We start from the raw sequence: 21,229 nt of genomic DNA on the forward strand, positions 1-21,229 counted from the left end.
ATTCTGCATCAAGCCGTTGCAGCATGTGACGACTGCGGGTTGGGATGAAAAAACACGTGCTCCACGACAGGTCCTACAGCGACTTCACCGATCTCTTCATACCCCTGGCGCTTGTAGAAATCCAGGTAGCGAGAATTGCCGGTGTCCAGCACCACACCGGACGAGTGCGGGTCGTCGGCACACCAGTTGTGCACCGCTTCCAGCAACTGCTCGCCGTAGTGTTTGCCCTGGAATTGCGGGTGAATACCCAGCAGCGGCAGCACGTGTACCGACTCACTTGGCAGGCACGCCAGCACCGCATGGTGGTAGTCGAGGTAAAGCCGCGTGCCGCGCACGCCGGTGCTCAGCCACATGCGGATTTGCCAGGCCCAGCTTTCGGTAATCCCCAGGCGCCGCTGCGGGGGGGCGATCAGGGCGATGCCGATGAGCCGGTCATTGACGAATAGGCCGATGGCCGGAAGCTTCTGGAAGAAATGCTGCTTGACCAGTTCGCGCACGGTGGCGCGCACTCGCTGCTCATAACCTGAACGTTCCGCTTCAAAGATATAGGCAAACGTTGGCTCATGCCGGTAGGCCTGGTACAGCAGGGAGCGGGCCTCGCGGGAGTAGCCGCTGTTGAGCAAGCGGATTTCGCCAATGGCGGTCGAAGTGTCTGGCATACCGTGAATCTCCCTGGGCACCGCTCAGAAGGCGGCGTTCTTATGGGTACGAACCCACGCAGCACGAGTCGTTCCCAGACATTAGCAGCGCAACTGCCCTACCGCCACGCTGGCCCCCGTCCGACTTGTCGGCTAGCATCGCCCTTTTGCCAGGACTGGACTGCCGACCATGAAAATCGTCTCCTTCAATATCAACGGGCTGCGCGCCCGTCCTCATCAGCTGGCGGCGCTGATCGAGAAGCACCAGCCGGATGTGATCGGCCTGCAGGAAACCAAAGTCCACGACGACCAGTTCCCGTTGGCCGAAGTACAGGCCCTTGGCTATCATGTGTACTACCATGGGCAAAAAGGCCATTACGGTGTGGCTCTGCTCTCGCGCCTGCCGGCGTTGAGCCTGCACAAGGGTTTTGCCACCGACGAAGAAGACGCCCAGCGCCGGTTTATCTGGGGCACCTTCGCCGACGAAAACGGCCAACCGGTCACCATCATGAATGGCTATTTCCCCCAGGGCGAAAGCCGCGACCACCCGACCAAGTTCCCGGCCAAGCAGCGCTTCTATGAAGACCTGCAACAGTTGCTGGAAAGCCAGTTCAGCAATGACCAGGCGCTGGTAGTGATGGGCGACGTGAATATTTCCCCGGAAGACTGCGACATCGGCATCGGCGCCGACAACGCCAAGCGCTGGCTCAAGACGGGCAAGTGCAGCTTCCTGCCCGAAGAACGCGAATGGATGGCCCGCCTCAAGAACTGGGGCCTGGTGGACAGCTTCCGCCACCTCAACCCGGACGTGGCCGACCGCTTCAGTTGGTTCGACTACCGCAGCCGTGGGTTTGAAGATGAGCCTAAGCGCGGGCTGCGGATCGACGTGATCCTGGCGTCCAATGGCTTGCTGCCAAGGGTCAAGGATGCGGGCGTAGATTATGATCTGCGCGGGCTGGAGAAGCCGTCTGACCATGCGCCGATCTGGCTTGAATTGAGCTGACAACATCGTCCAATGTGGGAGCTGGCTCCCACAATTGGATCCATGGCTTATCAGTCACATTGTTGAAACCTGCCTGACTTATTCTCGCGGCACTCCCTTTGGCTTAAGAAGGTGCCGGCATGATGCTGCGCGTTCTGTTTCTGCTGGCGCTCTTTCCTCTCTACGCTGTTTCCGCCCCCCTACCCGCTCCCGATCAAGGCCCTGCATTACGCATCCAGGGTTCCAATACCATTGGCGCGGCGCTGGGGCCGGCGTTGGTCAAGGGATTGATGGAACATCAGGGCCTGCAGGCCGTTCGCATTGAACCGGCGCAAGGTGCCAATGAACAACGCGTGACCGGCAAGACGCGCCTAGGCAAGACCGTGTCGATCGAGGTCGCTGCCCACGGCTCCAGCACCGGTTTCATGGCGCTGAAAAAAGCCACGGCCGACCTGGCGGCCTCGTCTCGTCCGATCAAGGACAGTGAACTGGTCGACCTCGACCCCCTCGGCGACCTGAAAAGCCCCGACGCCGAACAGGTGATCGCCATCGACGGCCTGGCCATCATCCTCAACCCGCGAAACCCGTTGAACGCCTTGAATACCGAGCAACTGGCGCAGATCTTCAATGGCGAAATCAGCACGTGGGAAGCATTAGGTGGGGTCGGCGGGCCGATTCATTTGTATGCGCGCGATGATCAGTCCGGCACCTACGACACCTTCAAGGAACTGGTGCTTCGCTTGCGTGGCAAGCCGCTCGCCGCAGGTGCCAAACGTTTCGAGTCCAGCGAACAGCTGTCCGACGCGGTCAGCCAGGACCCGCAGGGCATCGGTTTTATCGGCCTGCCCTACGTGCGTCAGGCCAAGGCAGTGGCGATTGTGGATGGCGACTCGCAACCCATGTTGCCGCTCAACAGCCTGATTGCCACCGAGGATTACCCGCTGTCGCGCCGGCTGTTTTTCTACCTGCCGCCATCGGGGCGCAACCCATGGGCCAAGGCACTGGTGGACTTCACCCAGAGCAGCAAGGGCCAGGCGATTGTCGCGGCCAACGGGTTTATCGCGCAGCAGGTACAGGCGATCGCCGTCGAGCCGCGCGCGTCGATGCTCGAGGACTATCAAGCCATCGCGCGTGACGCTCAGCGTTTGACCGTGAATTTTCGCTTCGAAGAAGGCAGTGCCAGCCTGGACAACAAAGCGCGCCAGGATTTGCAGCGGGTGGTGGCGTACCTGAAAAGTCACAACAAGCTGGATAAGCAGGTGACATTGGTGGGGTTTGGTGATGTCAACAATGACCCGCAACGGGCGGCGTTGTTGTCTAAGTTGAGGGCGATGGCGGTGCGTCGGGAGCTGGTGAAGAACGGTGTGATACTGCGCGATATTCGTGGGTTTGGGGCACAGATGCCGGTGGCGGCGAATACGGCGGATGAAGGCAGGATCAAGAATCGGCGGGTGGAGGTTTGGGTGTATTGAGATCTAAGTCTTGTGGTGTTTTGACTGGCCGCCTCGCGAGCAAGCCCCACATTCGACCGCATTCTTACTGAAGATATGCGGTCAACTCTGGGAGCGGGCTTGCTCGCGAATGCAGGCGACGCGGTCTTATTGACCGCCGCGCATCAGTTCTTTAGGCACATATTTGCCAATCTCAAACTTGCCAATCGCGGCGCGGTGCACTTCATCCGGCCCATCCGCCAACCGCAGCGTACGTTGCATGGCGTACATATAGGCCAGCGGGAAGTCGTTGGAGACGCCCGCGCCGCCGTGGATCTGGATCGCACGGTCAATCACCTTCAAGGCCACATTTGGTGCGACCACTTTGATCTGGGCGATTTCACTTTTCGCGACCTTGTTGCCCACGGTATCCATCATGTACGCCGCCTTCAAGGTCAGCAGGCGCGCCATGTCGATCTCCATGCGTGAGTCGGCGATCTTGTCGATATTGCCGCCCAAACGGGCCAGCGGCTTGCCGAACGCGGTACGGCTGACGGAGCGTTTGCACATCAATTCCAGTGCACGCTCAGCCATGCCGACGGAGCGCATGCAGTGGTGGATACGGCCTGGGCCCAAGCGGCCCTGGGCAATCTCAAAACCACGGCCTTCGCCGAGCAGCACGTTTTCATAGGGCACGCGCACATTGTCGAACAGCACTTCAGCATGCCCATGGGGCGCGTCGTCGTAGCCGAACACGGGCAGCGGGCGCACGATCTTCACGCCGGGGGTGTCCACCGGTACCAGGATCATCGAGTGTTGCTGATGGCGCGGCGCATCCGGGTTGCTCAGGCCCATGAAGATCAGGATTTTACAGCGCGGGTCGCAGGCGCCGGAGGTCCACCATTTCTTGCCATTGATCACCCATTCGTCGCCCTGGCGCTCGGCGCGGGCAGCCATGTTGGTGGCGTCCGAAGACGCTACGTCCGGTTCGGTCATGGCGAAGGCTGAGCGGATTTCACCGCGCAGCAGCGGCGCCAACCAGCGTTGTTTTTGCTCTTCGTTGGCGTAGCGCACCAACACTTCCATATTGCCGGTATCGGGAGCGGAGCAGTTGAACGGCTCTGGACCCAACAGTGAGCGACCCATGATTTCGGCCAGCGGCGCGTATTCAAGGTTGGTGAGGCCAGCGCCCAGTTCGGATTCCGGCAGGAACAGGTTCCACAGGCCTTCGGCTTTAGCGCGGGCTTTCAACTCTTCCATGATTGCGGTGGGTTGCCAGCGATCACCTTCGCTGACCTGGCGTTCGAACACCGGCTCGGCCGGATAAACGTAAGCATCCATAAATGCAGTGACGCGTTCACGCAGTTCCTGAACCTTGGGCGAATAGGCGAAATCCATGAGCAGCTCCCTTCTCTGAGAGGTTGTTTAGGTCATGCAATCGATGCTAGAACAGCGTTGATAATTTACCTAGCCTATTCTCGGCGTGTATTAACATTCATCACCGATATATGATCGGCCTATCGGCACCCTAACAATAAGAGCGCAACCCAATGAATCTGAGCAAGGTCGACCTCAACCTGTTTATCGTTTTTGACGCGATCTACACCGAAGCCAACCTGACCCGCGCCGGGCAGATTGTCGGCATCACCCAACCGGCGGTGTCCAACGCTCTGGCACGCCTGCGCGAGACCTTCAACGACCCGCTGTTCGTGCGTACGGCTCAAGGCATGGTGCCCACGCCGATGGCGCAGAACATCATCGGCCCCGTGCGTAATGCCCTGTCGTTGCTGCGGGTGTCAGTGCAGGAAAGCCGGATTTTCAACCCGCAGCAGGCGGCCAAGACCTACCGCATCAGCATGACCGACCTCACCGAGGCAGTGATTCTGCCGCCGCTGTTCCAGCGCTTGCGCCGCTTGGCGCCGACGGTGGTGATCGAGAGCTTCCTGTCCAAACGCCGCGAGACCACCAAGGAATTGGCCGCCGGGCGCCTGGACTTTGCGGTGGATGCGCCGCTCAACACCGACCCACAGGTGCGCCACGTCAAGCTGATGGAAGACCGCTATGTGTGCGCTATGCGCAAGGGTCATCCCATGGCTGGCAAAGACAAGCTGACACTGGATGACTACCTGACGCTGACCCACATCCATATCTCCAGCCGTCGCAACGGCTTGGGGCACGTTGACCTGGCACTGGGCAAAATGGGCATCCAGCGAAAGATCGCGCTGCGCTCCCAGCACTACCTGATGGCCTCGCAAGTGCTGCAGCAGACCGACATGGTCATGACCGTGCCAGAACGCTTCGCTCGACGCCACGAACTGCACTGGTTCAACCTGCCGGTCAACGATGTGCCGCCAGTCGAAACCCACCTGTACTGGCACGAAAGCACTGACCAGGACCCTGCCAATCGATGGATGCGTGAGCAAATGATCGAGTTGTGTCAGCAGGTGACGGCCCATGAAAAAAAACTGGACGGCAAACAACCCTGACGGTAGTGAGCGCGATCCTTGACGTTAACGTCAAGCAGCCATTAGCTTAGCGCCCAAGACATCTTCTCGGGCACATCCATGAGCACGACCTACAGCATCTCCGACCTCGCCCGCGAGCTCGACATCACCACACGCGCCATTCGCTTCTACGAAGAACAAGGCCTGCTGGCCCCGGAACGCCGGGGCCAGGAGCGCATCTACTCGGCGCGCGACAAGGTCAGCCTCAAGCTGATACTGCGTGGCAAGCGCATCGGTTTCTCCCTGGCCGAATGCCGCGAGCTGATCGAGCTCTACGACCCCTCCGGCGGCAACCACATCCAACTCAACAGCATGCTGGCCAAGATCGCCGAGCGCCGTGAACAGTTGGAACAGCAACTGCTGGATATCGAACAAATGAAGCTGGAGCTGGACACCGCGGAAGAGCGCTGCACCCAGGCCCTGGCCCACACCATGAGCCAAGCTGGCCATTGATCAGAAGGTAACTGCCATGTCCCTCCCCTCACACGTACGCCTGGTGGAAGTCGGCCCGCGCGACGGTTTGCAGAACGAAGCCCACCCCATCAGCGTGGCGGACAAAGTTCAACTGGTGGACGCCCTCAGTGCCGCGGGCTTGAGCTACATCGAAGTCGGCAGTTTTGTATCGCCCAAATGGGTGCCGCAGATGGCTGGTTCTGCCGAGGTGTTTGCACAGATTCAGCGTAAAGCTGGCGTGACCTATGGTGCCCTGGCGCCTAACCTGCGGGGTTTTGAGGACGCGTTGGCGGCCGGCGTTAAGGAAGTAGCGGTGTTTGCGGCGGCGTCCGAGGCGTTCTCCCAGCGCAATATCAACTGCTCCATCAACGAAAGCCTGGAACGCTTCGCGCCGATCATGGCCGCGGCCAAGCAACATGGGATCAGCGTGCGTGGTTATGTGTCGTGCGTGCTGGGTTGCCCGTATGAGGGCCAGATCGCGCCGGAACAGGTGGCGATGGTCGCGCGCGAGTTGTATGCCATGGGCTGCTATGAAGTGTCCCTGGGCGACACCATTGGCACCGGCACGGCGGGCGCGACGCGGCGACTGTTCGAGGTGGTCGGCGCCCACGTGCCACGAGAAAAGTTGGCCGGGCACTTCCATGACACCTATGGCCAGGCCGTTGCGAATATCTACGCCAGCCTGTTGGAAGGAATCACAGTGTTCGACAGCTCAATCGCGGGCCTTGGCGGTTGCCCGTATGCCAAAGGCGCCAGCGGTAACGTTGCTACCGAAGATGTGGTGTACCTGCTCAACGGCTTGGGCATCGAAACCGGTATCGACCTGGAGGCGTTGATTCGTGCGGGCCAGCAGATCAGCAACGTGCTGGGCCGACCGACAGGGTCGCGTGTGGCCAAGGCGCTCAACGCCGGTTGAGTAGCGTAGCCGTGACAATGTGTTACCGCACACCTACACATCGAGTAACACGGAAACATATTTCGGCGTGATTGCCGTAGGCCAACCCCTACATAAAAATCAAGCCATTGATTTTAAAGGAAATTATAAAGTTGGCACGGCTTCTGCTATCTCTATGGCATAACAAGAATAAAAAGCGCCAAACCTAATAAAAATAAGACGAAACGACTCTGACATAACAAAAACAACACGGCAGAGACGCAGCTAACAGATTTTTTTGGAGAAGATGTGCTTCGCAGGGTACGGCGTGCCGAAACCCGCAACCGGTTAGAGAAAAATAAAACTACCTCAGGTAGCTACCCACTGGTTGGATCGATAACGAAGAAGCAGGTCAGCGCTCAAAAAAATACGTTTGCTCTTGACTCCGAATGGGGGTCGCCAAAAACAGCGGTAAAGGGTAACGGTTACCAAAAACAACAATAGACCGCCCCTCAATAATAAAAAAAGAGCACGCAACGACAAATTAAAGGGGACCCTCGGGTCCCCTTTGTGCTTTCTGCACCGTGCGATTACAGGGCGGTCCCACCTGAGGCCGCGACGTTGTTGAACACCCGCCGCGTCAAGGTGTGCAGCGCTCATTGTGCCAGCGCCCGCCGCTCAGCCCCTAGCTGCTTGAGTTCGCGCTCGTAAAACGCGCTTTGCATCGCGCCATTCACCAGGATTTGATCCCTGCGCATACTCAACAGGCGCGCGAACCGGTAAGCAGTAGACATGCACCACGCTTCAGGCGTCGTCGCGCAACTCCTCGATGCTGATCTCGCGCATGCGGAATTTCTGAACCTTGCCCGTGACCGTCATTGGAAACTCCTCCACGATCTTGAAATGCTTGGGCGTCTTGAAATGCGCGATTCGCCCCTTGCACCAGGTGTGCAGCTCCAATTCATTGGCCACATGGCCTGGATGAAACTTGACCCAGGCGACGATGGCTTCACCGAAGCGTTCATCCGGAATGCCGATCACCTGCACATCCGCCACTGCCGGATGGGTGAAGAAAAACTCCTCCAACTCGCGCGGGTATACGTTCTCGCCACCGCGAATGATCATGTCCTTGTTGCGCCCCGCGATGCATACATAACCCTGGGCGTCCATGCTCGCCAAGTCGCCGGTGTGCATCCAGCCGGCGTCATCGATGGCCTCGCGGGTGGCATCGGGGTTATTCCAGTAGCCGAGCATCACGCTGTAGCCACGGGTGCATAACTCGCCGATTTCACCACGTACGACGGTATTGCCGTCAGCGTCGATGATCTTGTTTTCCAGCTGCGGCTGGGTGCGGCCGACCGTGGTGACGCGACGTTCCAGGTCATCATCCGCGCCGGTTTGTAGGGACACCGGGCTGGTTTCGGTCATGCCGTAGGCAATCTGCACCTCACTCATGTGCATCTCGTTGATAACCCGGCGCATCACTTCGATAGGGCACGTCGCACCGGCCATGATGCCGGTGCGCAAGGTAGACAGGTCGAAGTCGCCGAGACGTGGGTGATCGAGCATGGCGATAAACATGGTCGGCACGCCGTACAGGCCGGTGGCGCGCTCTTCGGCGACGGCAGTGAGGGTCAGCAGAGGGTCGAAGCCGTCATTGGGGTAAATCATGGTGGTGGCGTGGGTGATGCAGCCCAGGTTGCCCATCACCATGCCAAAGCAGTGATACAGCGGCACCGGGATCACCAGGCGATCCTGCGCGGTCAAACCCAGGCTTTCACCGACCATGTAGCCGTTATTGAGAATGTTGTGATGACTGAGGGTCGCGCCCTTGGGGAAGCCGGTGGTGCCGGAGGTGTACTGGATATTCACGGCTTGGTCGAAGTGCAGGCTGGCCTGGCGGTTGTGTAACTGTTCGGGCGCAATGCCAGCGCCGAGCGCGGCCAACTGCGACCAGGGCAGGAATCCCGTAGGCGGACTGGGGTCGAGGCTGATCATGCCGCGCAGCTCGGGCTTCAATTCCTGGAGCATCGCGTGGTAATCGGACGTCTTGAACGACCCGGCGCATACCAGCCACTGGCAACCGGACTGCTTGAGCACGTACTCCAATTCACTGCTGCGGTACGCCGGATTGATATTGACCAGGATCACACCCAGCTTGGCACTGGCGATCTGGCTGATACACCACTCGGCGCAATTGGGTGCCCAGATACCCAGGCGATCACCGATCTGCATGCCCAGCGCGAGGAATGCGCGGGCATGTAAATCCACGGCCTGCGCCAGTTGCTGCCAGGTGTAGCGCTGCTGTTGATGGCGCACCACCAGCGCCTCGCCATCGGGAAACTGTGCAACGGTGCGATCAAAGGCCTGGCCAATCGTCATGGCCAGCAAGGTCTTGTCCTGAACGCCACGGCTGTAGCTCTGATTCGATTGATCCATAACGACCCCTGTTGTCTTTTTTGTAGGTTGACGTAAACGTAAACTACGATTGACAGCGCCTTAACGCAAGCTTACGTTAACGTAAAGGTGAACGCCCTCCCCTGGCGCGCCATCCACACAAAAACAACGCTCACATTAAGGTGCCCGTCCATGAGTTACCCGTCCCTGAACTTCGCTCTCGGTGAAACCATCGACATGCTGCGTGACCAGGTGCAGTCGTTCGTGGGCAAGGAAATCGCGCCCCGTGCGGCACAGATCGATATCGACAACCTGTTCCCAGCGGACCTGTGGTGCAAGTTCGGCGACATGGGCCTGTTAGGCATTACTGTGCCAGAAGAGTACGGCGGCGCCGGCCTGGGTTACCTGGCGCACGTGGTGGCCATGGAAGAAATCAGCCGCGGTTCGGCGTCGGTGGCCTTGTCCTATGGCGCGCACTCCAACCTGTGCGTAAACCAGATCAACCGCAACGGCAACCACGAACAGAAACTCAAGTACCTGCCCAAACTCATCAGCGGCGAACACGTCGGCGCGTTAGCCATGAGCGAGCCGAACGCCGGTTCCGATGTGGTCTCGATGAAACTGCGCGCGGATAAGCGCGGCGATCATTACGTGCTCAACGGCAGCAAGACCTGGATCACCAACGGCCCTGACGCCAGCACCTACGTGATCTACGCTAAGACCGACCTGGAAAAAGGTGCCCACGGCATCACCGCGTTTATCGTCGAGCGCGACTGGAAAGGCTTCAGCCGCAGCAACAAGTTCGACAAGCTAGGCATGCGCGGCTCCAACACCTGCGAACTGTTTTTCGATGACGTCGAAGTGCCCGAAGAAAACATCCTCGGTGTACTCAATGGCGGCGTGAAAGTGCTGATGAGCGGCCTGGACTACGAACGCGTGGTGCTCTCCGGTGGTCCCACCGGGATCATGCAGGCCTGCATGGACCTGATCGTGCCCTACATCCACGACCGCAAGCAGTTCGGCCAGAGCATCGGCGAATTCCAGCTGATCCAGGGCAAGGTCGCCGACATGTACACCCAACTCAACGCCAGCCGCGCCTATCTCTACGCGGTGGCCCAGGCCTGCGAACGTGGCGAAACCACGCGCAAGGATGCGGCTGGGGTGATCCTCTACAGCGCCGAACGCGCCACACAAATGGCCCTCGATGCGATCCAGATTCTCGGTGGCAACGGCTACATCAACGAATTCCCTGCCGGGCGCCTGCTGCGCGATGCCAAGCTGTACGAAATCGGCGCCGGCACCAGTGAGATCCGCCGGATGCTGATCGGCCGCGAACTCTTTAACGAGACGAAATGAATTTCGTCAGCCGCAAGTGCCAAGCTTCAAGCTGCAAGAGGACCGCGTTTACTTGCAGCTTGTGGCTGACAGCTTGCAGTTCGTAGCTCGCAACGCCTACGGAGTAAGCCATGCTTTTACACACCCAGCTCAACCCACGCTCGGCGGAGTTTGCCGCCAACAGCGCGGCGATGCGCCAACAGGTCGACGCCCTGCACAGCCTGCTCGCCCATGTGCAGCAAGGCGGCGGCGCCAAGGCTCAGGAACGGCACACGTCGCGCGGCAAATTGCTGCCACGCGAGCGCATCAACCGCCTTCTCGACCCAGGCTCGCCGTTTCTCGAACTCAGCCAATTGGCCGCTTATCAGGTGTATGGCGAAGATGTGCCCGCCGCTGGCGTAATTGCCGGGATCGGCCGCGTGGAGGGCGTCGAATGCATGATTGTCGCCAACGATGCCACCGTAAAAGGCGGCTCCTACTACCCCCTGACTGTAAAAAAGCACCTGCGCGCGCAAACCATCGCCGAGCAGAATCGCCTGCCGTGCATTTACCTGGTGGACTCCGGTGGCGCCAACCTGCCACGTCAGGATGAAGTGTTTCCGGACCGCGAGCACTTCGGGCGGATCTTCTTCAACCAAGCCAATATGAGCGGCCAAGGCATCCCGCAGATTGCCGTGGTAATGGGCTCATGCACCGCCGGCGGTGCTTATGTGCCGGCGATGGCGGACGAGGCAATCATGGTGCGCAACCAGGCGACGATATTCCTCGCCGGACCGCCTTTGGTGAAGGCTGCCACCGGTGAAGTAGTCAGCGCCGAAGACCTCGGCGGTGCCGATGTTCACTGCAAGATCTCTGGCGTGGCCGACCACTACGCCGACAGCGATGAACACGCCCTGGCGCTGGCCCGGCGCAGCGTGGCCAACCTCAACTGGCGCAAGCAGGGCGAACTGTTGCAGCGCACGCCCGTAGCACCGCTGTACAGCTGCGAAGAGCTTTACGGTGTGATCCCGGCCGACGCCAAGCAGCCCTTTGACGTACGCGAAGTGATCGCACGGCTGGTCGACGGCTCGGTGTTCGATGAGTTCAAAGCACTGTTCGGTACCACGCTGGTGTGCGGCTTTGCGCACCTGCACGGCTACCCGATGGCGATACTGGCCAACAACGGGATTCTGTTTGCCGAGGCGGCGCAAAAAGGCGCGCACTTTATCGAGTTGGCCTGTCAGCGCGGCATTCCCCTGCTGTTCCTGCAGAACATCACCGGCTTTATGGTCGGGCAGAAATACGAAGCTGGCGGCATTGCCAAACACGGCGCCAAGCTGGTCACCGCAGTGGCCTGCGCCAAGGTGCCGAAGTTCACGGTGATCATCGGTGGCAGCTTTGGTGCCGGTAACTATGGCATGTGCGGCCGTGCCTATGACCCGCGTTTCTTGTGGATGTGGCCGAACGCACGCATCGGCGTGATGGGGGCCGAACAGGCGGCCGGCGTGCTGGTGCAGGTAAAACGTGAGCAGGCTGAACGCGCGGGCGTTGGTTTCAGCGCCGAAGAAGAATCCGCGATCAAGCAGCCACTCCTCGACCAGTACGAAACCCAGGGCCACCCCTACTATTCCAGCGCGCGCCTGTGGGACGACGGTGTCATCGACCCGTTGCAGACCCGTGACGTGCTGGCCCTGGCCTTGTCCGCCTCGCTGAACGCCCCCATCGAGCCGAGCCGCTTCGGCGTGTTCCGCATGTAAATGGAGCTGCACCCCATGAGCGATTTCAATACCCTCGAACTGATCACCGACAGCCGTGGTTTTGCCACGCTGTGGCTCAGTCGTGAAGCCAAGAACAACGCATTCAACGCCCAGATGATCCGCGAACTGATCATCGCCCTCGACCAAGTGCAAGGCGATCCGTCCTTGCGCTTTTTAGTCCTGCGCGGGCGAGGCAAGCACTTCAGTGCCGGCGCAGACCTGGCCTGGATGCAGCAATCGGCCGAATTGGATTACCACACCAACCTGGACGACGCCCGCGAACTGGCGGAGCTGATGTACAACCTGGCCAAGCTGAAAATCCCGACACTGGCGGTGGTACAAGGCGCGGCCTACGGCGGCGCACTGGGCCTGATCAGTTGCTGCGACATGGCGATTGGCGCGGACGATGCGCAGTTCTGTCTGTCGGAAGTGCGCATTGGCTTGGCGCCGGCGGTGATCAGCCCGTTTGTGGTACAGGCCATTGGTGAACGCGCGGCACGGCGCTATGCGCTGACCGCTGAACGCTTTGGCGGCCAGCGCGCACGGGATATCGGTTTGCTGGCGGAGAGCTACCCAATCGACGCGCTGGACCAGCAGGTGGAGCAGTGGGTCGCCAACCTGTTGCAAAACAGCCCGGCGGCAATGCGTGCCAGCAAAGACTTGCTGCGCGAAGTCGGCAACGGCGCCCTCACCCCGGCCCTGCGCCGCTATTGCGAAAATGCGATTGCGCGCATTCGCGTCAGTGCCGAGGGCCAGGAAGGTTTGCGCGCCTTCCTGCAAAAACGTCCTCCGAACTGGAAGCTCCAGGAGCCGCTTTCATGAGCCTATTGACGACCCTGCTGGTAGCCAATCGTGGCGAGATCGCTTGCCGCGTGATGCGCACCGCCAAGGCCATGGGCCTGAAAACCGTGGCCGTACACAGCGCCACCGACCGCGATGCGCGACATAGTCGCGAGGCAGATATCCGTGTCGACCTGGGCGGCAGCAAGGCCACTGACAGTTACCTGCAAATCGATAAACTGATCGCCGCCGCCCAGGCCAGTGGCGCCCAGGCAATTCACCCAGGCTATGGTTTTCTGTCGGAGAACGCCGGGTTTGCCCGCGCGATTGAAGCCGCCGGCTTGATCTTCCTCGGGCCGCCCGCCTCGGCCATCGATGCCATGGGCAGCAAGTCGGCTGCAAAGGCGCTGATGGAAACCGCCGGCGTGCCGCTGGTGCCGGGTTATCACGGCGAGGCCCAGGACTTGGAAACCTTCCGCGCGGCCTGCGAGCGTATCGGCTACCCCGTACTGCTCAAGGCCACGGCCGGTGGCGGTGGCAAAGGCATGAAGGTGGTCGAGGACGTCAGCCAACTGGCCGAGGCCCTGGCCTCGGCACAACGTGAGGCGCTGTCGTCTTTCGGCAATGGGCAGATGCTGGTTGAAAAATACCTGCTCAAGCCGCGTCACGTGGAGATCCAGGTGTTTGCCGATCAGCATGGGCATTGCCTGTACCTCAATGAACGGGATTGCTCGATACAGCGGCGCCACCAAAAAGTCGTCGAGGAAGCGCCGGCTCCAGGCTTGAGTGTTGAACAACGCAAAGCCATGGGCGAAGCCGCTGTGCGTGCGGCCCAGGCCATCGGGTATGTCGGCGCAGGTACCGTGGAGTTTTTGCTGGACGCTCGCGGTGAGTTCTTCTTCATGGAGATGAACACGCGTCTGCAGGTGGAGCATCCGGTGACCGAGGCGATTACCGGCCTCGACCTGGTGGCCTGGCAGATTCGTGTCGCTCAGGGCGAGGCGCTGCCGATCACCCAGGAGCAGGTGCCGCTGATCGGCCATGCGATCGAAGTACGCCTGTATGCCGAGGACCCGGCCAATGATTTCCTGCCCGCCACCGGGCACCTGACGCTGTACCGCGAATCGGCGTCGGGCGCTGGCCGCCGCGTGGACAGCGGTGTCGAGCAAGGCGATAGCGTGTCGCCCTACTACGACCCGATGCTGGGCAAGCTGATTGCCTGGGGCGAGGACCGTGAACAGGCGCGCCTGCGCCTGCTGGGCATGCTGGATGAGTTTGCCGTGGGTGGCCTGAAGACCAACCTGGGCTTTTTGCGGCGCATTATCGGGCATCCGGCGTTTGCGGCAGCCGAGTTGGATACCGGCTTTATTCCGCGCTATCAGGATGAGCTGCTGCCGACACCTGGCGAACTGAGCAATGAGTTCTGGCAGGCAGCGGGCGCGGCGTTCATACAGACCTTGCCGGCCGGTGAAGGGCCTTGGGCAGATAAGCGAGGCTTTCGTGCCGGTTTACCTGCCGAGGTTTCGCTGCATTTGAGCTGCAATGGTCAGGATCGGCTGGTGACACTCGCTGCCGATACCGCGCAATTGCGCGGTGAACAGTTGTTGATCGAGCACCAGGGCGTGCGCCTTGGCCATCTGGCTGTGCGCCACGACCGCACGGTGTACCTGCGTTGGGACGGCGAGGTGCATGCCGTCAGCCTGTTTGACCCGATTGCAGCGGTCGACGCCAGCGGCGCTCATCAAGGTGGCCTTACGGCACCGATGAACGGCAGCATCGTGCGCGTGCTGGTGCAGGTCGGGGACAACGTGGAGGCCGGCACGCAACTGGTGGTGCTGGAGGCTATGAAGATGGAACACAGCATTCGCGCGCCCCAGGCTGGAGTGGTCAAGGCGCTGTTCTGCCAGGAAGGCGAAATGGTTGCCGAAGGTTGCGCGTTGGTGGAGCTGGAAACAGCGGGCTAGAACTTTGCCGTGGCCTGCACAACGACGCCAAGAATGCGGCAATCGCCGGTGAACTGCCGTTTCGGGTAAGTCGGATTGAGCGGCACCAGATAGAGCTGGCCGCTCTCCTCCAGCAGCTGACGGAAGGTCGCCTGCGGGCTATCGGCCCATTGGGCGACCACCAGCTTGCCGGGCTCGGCGGCAATGGCCGGATCGACCAGAATCATCATGCCCGCACTCACGCTGAGCCCGCTGGGTGCCGTCATGGCATCGCCTGTGACCGGCAGCCAAAAGGCATCGCCGTGGGCATGATAATCCGTCAACTCGAAGCGGGCGGTGCCATAAGGCATTCGCTCTTCGCGGATTTCGCACAGCCCTTTCCAGTCGCTGACCGGATAGCGGAAATACGGGTTGTAGTTTTTCTCCTGAGGCACTTCATCGACCCGCTCGCGAATATCCAGCGCGACCTCCAGGTAGCCCAGGCCCAACGCCGCCAATACCCGGTTCATGTCCGCCAGGCTGGGTGCACGGCGCTTGTTGAGCCAATGGCCCACGCCCCCCTGGGACATACCCAAGCGTTCAGCCAACTCACCTTGCGTGACCTTGCGGTCTTCCATGTTGGCCTTGACCAACGCGATCCAGTTATCCATGGGGCTGACAATACGTGACGTAGTTTTCAGGGCAATAAACAGTTTGTAGTAATCCATAAAACGACATAAATACGATACGTACTATCATCGGACATAAGGTTTTCGACACCCACCCAGAGTACCGCCCCTTATGACGACAAGCCCGCTTCTCCTGCCTGAAATCCCGGAAGACGACGAATTGCACGACCTGCTCAGCAGCGGTGCCGCCAAGCGTGCGTTGGACTTTTACTTGAAAGAGGATATGTCGACATCAACCCCTGAAAAGGCCTTGTTTGCCATCAATGCAGGCATCAGCCAGGAGGATGCCCTGGTGCACGCCTCGGAGCTGTTGCGCAGCGCTGCGGCCACGGCCTATGCATCAGCGAGCAGCCATCAGGGCAGTCATCGTGACATGGCGTTTTCAGTGGTGTATTTGATCGATATGGCGAAGGCGATGGTGGAGCGGTCGTTGCAAGTGCCAGAGGCTCAAGCGAATAGATAACTGGCGGTTAGAAAAAATATTTCTATCCCAAGGATAAAAACATTTGACTTGCAAATGATAATGATTATTATTGGGCCTAGCTGATCGCGAGATCAGTCGATAGACCAAGGGACCTTAGGTCGGACTCTTGGAATATCTCCTCATCAGGCTAATCACGGTTTTTGACCCGGCTCTTTGGCCGGGTCTTTTTTTTGCCAGTTTCCCTGGCGTGGCTTCAGGCTAATGAAGACTGTGTGCGACTTGATGGCGCGCATGGTAGCAAACGACCATCGCCAAAAGAAAGCCAGCGGATAGCTCTAGCCCACATCTTTGCGAATTAGCGCTTGAGAATCAATCTCATAGATTCTAAGCTGCCGCGGCGTCAAGGAAGACGCCCCCTCCCTCTCGCAACAATTTTGCATCCGATCTTTACCAGACTCCTGTGTAATATAGCCGCCACAACACTCATATTCAGGCAACCAGACTATGACCGTGGCCTTGACCTCCATCAAAATCAGCACCGACTTCGACAGTGGCAATATCCAGGTACTGGATGCCCACGATGCCTATCAGTTGTTGCTGGCAATCAAACCCGATACATGCAGCGCGCATTACCAATGGTTCCACTTCAAGGCCGAAGGCATGCATGTGGGCCACACCCATACCTTTCGCCTGAGCAACGCGGGACAGTCCTCCTACCCCAACGCATGGAGCGGCTACAACGCCGTGGCGTCCTACGACCACATCAATTGGTTTAGGGTACCTTCGCGATTTGATGGGGAAATCCTGCATATCAGCCTCGAGACCCGCGAAAAAAATGCCTGGCTCGCCTATTTCGAACCCTATAGCCGCGAGCGTCACGACTGGCTGATCGAGCAGGCCCTGAACCGCACTGGCACCCAACTGCTGGTCACCGGTAAAAGTGTTGAAGGCCGTGATATCCAGCTGCTACGGCGGGGTAAAGGGGGCGAAGGCCGGCGCAAGATCTGGATCATCGCTCAACAGCACCCCGGCGAGCACATGGCCGAATGGTTTATGGAAGGCATCATCGAACGCCTGCAACAGGACGGCGACGATGAGATGAAAAAGCTGCTGAAAGTCGCCGACCTGTATCTGGTGCCCAACATGAACCCGGACGGCGCCTTCCACGGCCACCTGCGCACCAACGCCATGGGCCAGGACCTCAACCGCGCCTGGCAGAGCGCCTGCCAGGAGAACAGCCCGGAAGTGCTGTTCGTGCAGCAACAAATGGAAAAGTACGGCGTTGACCTGTTCCTCGATATCCACGGCGACGAGGAAATCCCCTACGTATTCACCGCTGGCTGTGAAGGCAACCCCGGCTATACCCCGCGCATCGTGGCGCTGGAAGAACATTTCCGCAGCCACTTGAGTGGCCTGACCCGCGACTTCCAGACCACCTACGGCTACACCCGCGACCTGCCGGGAGAAGCCAACATGAGCCTGGCCTGCAACGCGGTAGGCGAGCAATACGACTGCCTGTCCCTGACCCTGGAAATGCCCTTCAAGGACAACGACGACGCCCCCAACCCGCACACCGGTTGGTCAGGTAAACGCTCGATGCAGTTGGGCAAGGATGTGTTGAGCACCGTGGCCTCTATCGTCGACGAGCTGCGTTAAACCGACTCGGCGGGCACCCGCCGACAATCCTCGGGCCCCAGCAAGCGTCCATCCGCGGAGCGCAATTCCAGCGCTCGCAGCGGCTCACCCTGGGCGCGGTCTACCATCACCGAATGCGCCTCGCCTGCCCCGTAGAAAAACCCTTCCCCCCACTGCCGTAACCCGATGATCACGTTGAACAGGCCTTGACCCTTTTCCGTGAGGGCGTACTCCTGATACGCACTACCATCCGACGCCGGCACGACCTCTAGCACGCCATGGTTCACCAGGCTGCGCAAGCGCGTGGACAGAATATTCTTGGCCATCCCCAAGCTGCGCTGGAATTCACTAAAGCGACGGATGCCATCAAACGCGTCGCGAATGATCAGCAACGACCAACCATCGCCAATGGCATCCAACGAACGCGCCACCGGGCATTCGGCACTTTCAAAACGGGTGAGGTTGACCATCAGGCTGCCTGTCTTGGATCAATAATGTGGTTGCAATATAAAACCGGAATCCTTACCGTGCAACTGGTTTCATTTTAGAACCACACAAGGATAAGCCGCATGCCCTCATCCCCCTTGAGCGGCGCCGTGGTGTTGCTGTTCGCCATCGCCTGTGGCCTGTCGGTGGCCAACGTCTACTACGCGCAGCCGCTGCTCGACGCCATGGCCGAGACCTTCGCCATGGATCACGCCACCGTTGGCATCATCATCGCCCTCACCCAGGTCGGCTATGGCGTGGGACTGTTGCTGCTGGTGCCTCTCGGGGATTTACTCAACCGGCGCAAATTGATCGTCACCCAACTGCTGCTTTCCACGCTCGCCGTGCTGGTGGTGGCGTTGTCTTGCAACAGTTTCTGGTTGCTGGCCGGCATGGTGCTCACCGGGCTGCTGGCCGTTATCGCCCAGGTGCTGGTGGCATTCGCGGCCCATCTGGCGTCGCCTGAACAGCGCGGGCACGTGGTCGGGCTGGTTACCAGCGGTATCGTGGTCGGCTTGCTGCTGGCGCGCTCGGTTTCAGGCGCCATGGCTGACCTGGCGGGTTGGCGTTCGGTGTACCTGCTGTCGGCAGGCCTGACGTTATTGATGGCGATCCTGCTGTGGAGAGTGCTGCCAGGCACGGAGCAACCGCAGGCAACCGGCACCTATGGCGCGTTGATCCGCTCGGTTTTCAGCTTGTTCAAAGAGGAAAAAGTCCTGCGTGACCGCGCCGTGCTGGCGATGCTGATTTTCGCCGCCGGCACCGTCCTGTGGACGCCAATGGTACTGCCCTTGAGCGCCCCGCCGCTGTCGCTTTCGCACACGCAGGTCGGCCTCTTCGGGCTCGCCGGTGCCGCCGGAGCCCTGGGTGCCGCGCACGCCGGACGCCTGGCCGACAAGGGCTTCGCCCAATGGGTCAGCGGCACGGCACTGCTGCTCATGCTGCTCTCTTGGGTTGCCATCGGTTTTACCCAATCGTCTCTGTGGGCACTGTCGCTGGGGGTGATTGTGTTCGACCTGGGCTTGCAGGCCGTGCACGTCACCAGCCAAAGCCTGATCTATGCGGTACGCCCCGATGCACAGAGTCGGCTGGTGGCGGGTTACATGGTGTTTTACTCAGTGGGCAGTGCGGTGGGATCGGTCAGTGCCACGGCGATGTATGCCTGGGCCGGGTGGATCGGGGTGTGCGGCCTGGGCGCGGCGATCAACCTGCTGGCGTTGATCTACTGGCTGACCACACTGCCCCCGAAACCGGTCTCAGTCTTTGCTGCCGGTCATGCTTTGAAGCACGCCGTCACGGCGAATCAGCCCATGGAACAGCGCCGCCGCCAAGTGCAACAACACGGTGAGGAATAGCAGATAGGCCAGGAACCCATGGGCCTTGCGCAGCACCGCAAACAAAGGCGCATTTGCCCCCACCAGCGCCGGCAACTGCACTGAACTGCTAAGCATCACCGGGTCGCCCGCCGCCGAAATCATCGCCCAACCCAGCAGCGGCAACACCAGCATCAAGGCATACAGCACCAGGTGAGACGCCTTGGCTGCCAACACTTGCCACAGCGGTACGTCGGCGGGCAACGGTGGTTGGCGCGTGGAGAAGCGCACCACCAGCCGCACGATCACCAGCGCCAGAATCGCGATACCCAGCGGCTTGTGCAGGTGGATCAACCATTCATGCCGCTCCGAAACCGACGCCGCCAGGCCCGCGCCGATAAACAGCATGGCGATGACCATCAGCGCCATGAGCCAGTGCAGCAGGCGCGCCAGGGGGGCGAAAACCCGTGGTTGGTCATTCATGGCTTCGACTCCTGAGGGGCGCTGTGCAACGGGCTGACTTCACCGGCGCGGCGCAGGTACGAGCTGGCATACGCCGCCGAACGTGCCGCGAGCAACGGGTCATTGGAGGCTTCGATGCCACTGGGCAGAATCAGCGGGTCGAAGTTGATATCGCGGCAATCGCCATCGGCCTGAGCCTGGCTGCTTTGCAGCACCAGGGTGCCGGCATTGATGACTTTATGCTCGCCGGTCCAGGTCTTGCTCGCATCGTCCAGCGGGTCACCGGGATTGGCCAAGGTCATGTTCAACTGCCAACGCAACGGTCCAGCGGACAGGCGTTGCACCAGGTCTTTTTCCAGGAAATCGCTGCCCGCAGGTGCGGTATCGCCCGCTGCATCCTGACGCTGTGGCACCACGCCCCAACGCACGGCCTGGCGCTTGCCATCGGCGCCCACCAGGTAAAACGCGTTGATACCGTTGTAGGTTTCGGTCGCATAACTGGCGGAAGGCTTGGCGGTCTTGACCCACGCCAGGAACGGCGCCGTCTCGGGATGAGCCGCAAAGAACGCCGGCATGCTCGCCAGGTTGGGCTTGCCGGTGGAAGGCTCCGGCGCACCGGCCTTGAGCATCTGGTAGAACGCCTCGGGCGTACCCACCGGGAACACTGGCATGCTGTTCATGCCGGTGCGCCACTGCTGGCCGTTGGATTGGCTAAATTGCACGGCAAAGCTGCGGATCGGCACACTGCTGTCCGGCGCATAGGGGTTGCCGCTGGGCAAGGCAAACCGGCCGATCAGCGGGGTCTTGGCCTCGTTGAACACCTGGGCACTGGAGTAGGCACGCGCCTCGGGGCTGCTCTCGAAATACCCGGCCACGCACACGCCCTTGGCATGGTTACGCCGGAAGCCTGGGTGGACACCGTTGTTGGTTTCCAAGGCATTGACCAGGGTTTTCGGACGCAAGCGCTGTGGGTCGAGGGTGCCATTGACGTAGGCAAATGCCCCCGCCATAACCGCAACCACGGCTCCGATACCCGCCAGGCGCGCGATCAGGCTCGACGTGCTCAAGGGGGGACGGGGCGGTGATGAGTGATCTACCATGAAGAAACTCCAGGGCCAAAGGCCGTAGGGGTGAACATAAGGTCGGAGCATTAAGACGAACGCCGATTG

General features: G+C 60.3%; 20 protein-coding genes. 12 read left to right on the forward strand and 8 right to left on the reverse strand.

Annotation, left to right across the window (positions count from 1 at the left end; all coding sequences use genetic code 11):
• Positions 1-8: 8 nt before the first annotated feature.
• Positions 9-659, reverse strand: coding sequence for a GNAT family N-acetyltransferase (locus tag AACY08_RS01380; protein WP_339467488.1), 651 nt, complete (start codon positions 657-659; stop codon positions 9-11).
• A 169-nt stretch (positions 660-828) separates the two neighbouring features.
• Here AACY08_RS01380 and xthA point away from each other — a divergent pair, with 169 nt between their 5' ends.
• Both xthA and AACY08_RS01390 read left to right on the forward strand, forming a co-directional pair.
• Positions 829-1,641, forward strand: coding sequence for an exodeoxyribonuclease III (gene xthA / locus AACY08_RS01385; protein WP_339417934.1), 813 nt, complete (start codon positions 829-831; stop codon positions 1,639-1,641).
• Between the two features lie 119 nt (positions 1,642-1,760).
• Positions 1,761-3,092: a phosphate ABC transporter substrate-binding/OmpA family protein gene (locus tag AACY08_RS01390; RefSeq protein WP_339467491.1), complete on the forward strand. Its 1,332-nt coding sequence runs from the start codon at positions 1,761-1,763 to the stop codon at positions 3,090-3,092.
• Positions 3,093-3,218: 126 nt separating this feature from the next.
• Here AACY08_RS01390 and AACY08_RS01395 read toward each other — a convergent pair whose 3' ends face one another.
• A complete protein-coding gene (locus AACY08_RS01395) occupies positions 3,219-4,448 on the reverse strand; it encodes an acyl-CoA dehydrogenase (protein WP_339417936.1) in 1,230 nt (409 codons plus the stop codon).
• 152 nt (positions 4,449-4,600) lie between these two features.
• Here AACY08_RS01395 and AACY08_RS01400 point away from each other — a divergent pair, with 152 nt between their 5' ends.
• From AACY08_RS01400 to AACY08_RS01410, 3 genes are all read left to right on the forward strand, one after another.
• Positions 4,601-5,536: a LysR family transcriptional regulator gene (locus AACY08_RS01400; RefSeq protein WP_339467492.1), complete on the forward strand. Its 936-nt coding sequence runs from the start codon at positions 4,601-4,603 to the stop codon at positions 5,534-5,536.
• Between the two features lie 78 nt (positions 5,537-5,614).
• On the forward strand, positions 5,615-6,007 hold the full coding sequence (locus tag AACY08_RS01405) for a MerR family transcriptional regulator (protein ID WP_049712613.1): 393 nt from the start codon (positions 5,615-5,617) through the stop codon (positions 6,005-6,007).
• A gap of 16 nt (positions 6,008-6,023) precedes the next feature.
• Entirely contained in the window at positions 6,024-6,923 is a 900-nt protein-coding gene (locus AACY08_RS01410) for a hydroxymethylglutaryl-CoA lyase (RefSeq protein ID WP_339467495.1), read from the forward strand.
• 614 nt (positions 6,924-7,537) lie between these two features.
• On the opposite strand, the gene AACY08_RS01415 is transcribed toward AACY08_RS01410, so the two are convergent.
• On the reverse strand, positions 7,538-7,675 hold the full coding sequence (locus AACY08_RS01415) for a hypothetical protein (protein WP_339467498.1): 138 nt from the start codon (positions 7,673-7,675) through the stop codon (positions 7,538-7,540).
• Between the two features lie 10 nt (positions 7,676-7,685).
• Positions 7,686-9,320 carry an AMP-binding protein gene (locus AACY08_RS01420; protein ID WP_339467500.1) on the reverse strand — a complete coding sequence of 545 codons (1,635 nt, stop codon included), beginning with the start codon at positions 9,318-9,320 and terminating at the stop codon, positions 7,686-7,688.
• Between the two features lie 150 nt (positions 9,321-9,470).
• Here AACY08_RS01420 and AACY08_RS01425 point away from each other — a divergent pair, with 150 nt between their 5' ends.
• The 4 genes from AACY08_RS01425 (at position 9,471) to AACY08_RS01440 (ending at position 15,093) form a co-directional block, all read left to right on the forward strand.
• Positions 9,471-10,634: an isovaleryl-CoA dehydrogenase gene (locus AACY08_RS01425; RefSeq protein ID WP_339467502.1), complete on the forward strand. Its 1,164-nt coding sequence runs from the start codon at positions 9,471-9,473 to the stop codon at positions 10,632-10,634.
• Between the two features lie 110 nt (positions 10,635-10,744).
• Positions 10,745-12,349 (forward strand): carboxyl transferase domain-containing protein, encoded by a 1,605-nt coding sequence (locus AACY08_RS01430; protein ID WP_339467505.1) that lies wholly within the window; start codon positions 10,745-10,747, stop codon positions 12,347-12,349.
• A 15-nt stretch (positions 12,350-12,364) separates the two neighbouring features.
• Complete coding sequence (locus AACY08_RS01435) at positions 12,365-13,171, forward strand: gamma-carboxygeranoyl-CoA hydratase (RefSeq protein WP_339467506.1); 807 nt, start codon at positions 12,365-12,367, stop codon at positions 13,169-13,171.
• Positions 13,168-15,093: an acetyl/propionyl/methylcrotonyl-CoA carboxylase subunit alpha gene (locus AACY08_RS01440; protein ID WP_339467508.1), complete on the forward strand. Its 1,926-nt coding sequence runs from the start codon at positions 13,168-13,170 to the stop codon at positions 15,091-15,093. Before AACY08_RS01435 ends, AACY08_RS01440 begins: the two co-directional genes overlap by 4 nt.
• Here the strand turns inward: AACY08_RS01440 and AACY08_RS01445 are convergent.
• On the reverse strand, positions 15,090-15,722 hold the full coding sequence (locus AACY08_RS01445) for a LexA family protein (protein WP_339467741.1): 633 nt from the start codon (positions 15,720-15,722) through the stop codon (positions 15,090-15,092). The genes AACY08_RS01440 and AACY08_RS01445 overlap by 4 nt on opposite strands.
• A gap of 130 nt (positions 15,723-15,852) precedes the next feature.
• On the opposite strand from AACY08_RS01445, the gene AACY08_RS01450 reads away from it, so the two are divergent.
• Together AACY08_RS01450 and AACY08_RS01455 are read left to right on the forward strand one after the other, a co-directional pair.
• Positions 15,853-16,203: a DUF6124 family protein gene (locus AACY08_RS01450; protein ID WP_339467509.1), complete on the forward strand. Its 351-nt coding sequence runs from the start codon at positions 15,853-15,855 to the stop codon at positions 16,201-16,203.
• 465 nt (positions 16,204-16,668) lie between these two features.
• Positions 16,669-17,820 (forward strand): M14 family metallopeptidase, encoded by a 1,152-nt coding sequence (locus tag AACY08_RS01455; RefSeq protein ID WP_339467510.1) that lies wholly within the window; start codon positions 16,669-16,671, stop codon positions 17,818-17,820.
• Here AACY08_RS01455 and AACY08_RS01460 read toward each other — a convergent pair.
• Positions 17,817-18,269 (reverse strand): winged helix-turn-helix transcriptional regulator, encoded by a 453-nt coding sequence (locus tag AACY08_RS01460; RefSeq protein WP_339417953.1) that lies wholly within the window; start codon positions 18,267-18,269, stop codon positions 17,817-17,819. The genes AACY08_RS01455 and AACY08_RS01460 overlap by 4 nt on opposite strands.
• Before the next feature lie 99 nt (positions 18,270-18,368).
• Between AACY08_RS01460 and AACY08_RS01465 the strand changes: the two genes are divergently transcribed.
• Entirely contained in the window at positions 18,369-19,640 is a 1,272-nt protein-coding gene (locus tag AACY08_RS01465) for an MFS transporter (RefSeq protein ID WP_339467512.1), read from the forward strand.
• On the opposite strand, the gene AACY08_RS01470 is transcribed toward AACY08_RS01465, so the two are convergent.
• Entirely contained in the window at positions 19,542-20,081 is a 540-nt protein-coding gene (locus AACY08_RS01470) for a cytochrome b (protein WP_339467514.1), read from the reverse strand. The genes AACY08_RS01465 and AACY08_RS01470 overlap by 99 nt on opposite strands.
• Positions 20,078-21,160, reverse strand: coding sequence for a catalase family peroxidase (locus AACY08_RS01475; protein ID WP_339467515.1), 1,083 nt, complete (start codon positions 21,158-21,160; stop codon positions 20,078-20,080). Before AACY08_RS01475 ends, AACY08_RS01470 begins: the two co-directional genes overlap by 4 nt.
• Positions 21,161-21,229 lie beyond the last annotated feature (69 nt).

It is taken from the genome of Pseudomonas sp. EL_65y_Pfl1_R83 (assembly GCF_963970695.1).
Classification (GTDB): domain Bacteria; phylum Pseudomonadota; class Gammaproteobacteria; order Pseudomonadales; family Pseudomonadaceae; genus Aquipseudomonas; species Aquipseudomonas tritici.